This window comes from Halorhodospira neutriphila, assembly GCF_016584055.1.
Taxonomy (GTDB): domain Bacteria; phylum Pseudomonadota; class Gammaproteobacteria; order Nitrococcales; family Halorhodospiraceae; genus Halorhodospira; species Halorhodospira neutriphila.
In genome coordinates, this window is the sequence record NZ_NRSH01000247.1 from 1 (window position 1) to 1,279 (window position 1,279).

Consider the following 1,279-nt stretch of genomic DNA (forward strand, 5'->3'; position numbering starts at 1 on the left):
ATGGCGGAGCGCAAGGCAAGACGGCTGCTGCGCCGGCTCCACGAGCAGCGGGCGGCGGCGCAGGAGGCCGCCGGCGCGGAGGCGCAGCAGCCCGGCGGCGAGGCGGCAGAGGCTGCCGCGGCGGAGGAGCCGGGGCTGCTCCCCCCGCCGCTGGAGGCGTCCGGGCAGGGCGGGCCGGGCGTGGCCCGCCGCCCCCTCGGGGCCGAGGCCATCGAGGAGAAGGCGGGCAACTACCTCCTCTCCTTCGGCTTCCCCGGCTCCGGGAAGACTACCTTCCAGTCCTTCCTCGCCTACTACATCACCCACATCGGCCCCTTCGACGCCCACTTGCAGGTCTCGCCCCAGGAGAGCGCCCAGGGCTGGGAGCCGATGGCGCTCTTCAACGAGTGGATGCGGATCTGGGGACGGGGCGGCTTCCCGCCGGCGAACCCGGTGGACGAGGGCGACGCCCGGGAGGTGACCTTCCGCGTCCAGCCCCTGCGCGGGGTGACCACGCCCCTGGAGCTGAGCCTCCTCGAGCTCTCCGGCGAGCTGATGACGCCGGTGGTGGCCGAGCGCTACAGCGACCCCGCCATGGCCGAGATCCTCGGCCGCTACCTGGCCAACGAGCGCCTCCGCACGCTCCTGTTCCTCGTCGTCGACCCGGACTGCGGCGAGGAGAACGACGTCCTCTTCCAGAACCTCCTCACCTTCCTCGACCTCCACTACCCGGGCTTCCGCCGGCGCATGTCGCTCGCCGTGCTGGTCTCCAAGCCCGAGCGGGCCCTGCGCCACCTCCAGGCGCGCGACCCCCGCTACGAGGGCTGCAAGGCCCTGCGCGGCGAGGCCTGCGAGGCCTACGTGCAGCGCTTCGCGCCGCGGACCTACCGGATCCTGGACGGCTGGCCGAGCCAGGAGCGGGTCCAGATGATGGCCCTGCACCTCGGCGAGATCGCCGAGGAGGGCGGCGCTCCCCGCCTCCGCGAGCCCGACTACGCCGATATCCACGACATCTTCGCCTGGATCTACGAGCAGCTCACCAGCTGGCGCCTCGGGCCGACCTGGTGGCAGCGGGCGCTGGAGTGGCTGCGGCCGTGAGCCGCCCCGGCGGCGCCGTGCTCGGCCGCTGCGCCTTCGCCACGGCGCGCGGGCTGACGCTCCGCGCCGGCGGGGTCCTGGCGGGGCTGGAGGAGGCCCCGCAGGCGCTGGAGTTCCGCGGCCGGGGCGGCGATCTCCGCCCCCTGCCGCGGCCGGGCGAGGAGATCGTCTTCCGGCGGGTGCTCCGGGGCCCGGCCGGCGA

Annotated in this window: 2 protein-coding genes; both read left to right on the forward strand. The window is 74.9% G+C overall.

Going from position 1 to position 1,279, the window contains the following annotated elements; genetic code table 11:
• Positions 1–1,077 (forward strand): hypothetical protein (locus CKO13_RS12230; RefSeq protein ID WP_200261413.1); only part of this gene is annotated, 1,077 nt, incomplete at its 5' end.
• Positions 1,074–1,279: hypothetical protein (locus CKO13_RS12235; RefSeq protein WP_200261415.1), on the forward strand; the 206-nt coding region annotated here is incomplete at its 3' end. The genes CKO13_RS12230 and CKO13_RS12235, both read left to right, overlap by 4 nt.